Raw genomic sequence first — 243 nt, forward strand, 5'->3', positions numbered from 1 at the left:
GTCCACGCACCGGTGGTGGCGTCCGTGGGCACTTGCACAGTGGTGCCATCGGGCCAGGTCACCGTCACTGTAGAGCCCGGCTCACTGACCGTGCCCGAGACCGTGGGCTTGTTGTCGCCATCGGCATCGCTGATCGCAACCGTGGTGCTCGGCGCTGTGGTGTCCACCGCGTAGATTTGCGAGCCCGTCACCGGTGCGCTGGCGTTGCCCACCGCATCGGCAAACGTGGCCTCGGCCGTGACT

1 protein-coding gene is annotated in these 243 nt (G+C 67.5%); it reads right to left on the reverse strand.

Annotation, left to right across the window (positions count from 1 at the left end):
* The coding region (locus QEP11_RS16635; RefSeq protein WP_284337768.1) for a hypothetical protein at positions 1 to 243 on the reverse strand (243 nt) is incomplete at both ends.

The organism is Comamonas halotolerans (genome assembly GCF_030162935.1).
Classification (GTDB): Bacteria; Pseudomonadota; Gammaproteobacteria; order Burkholderiales; family Burkholderiaceae_C; genus Comamonas; species Comamonas halotolerans.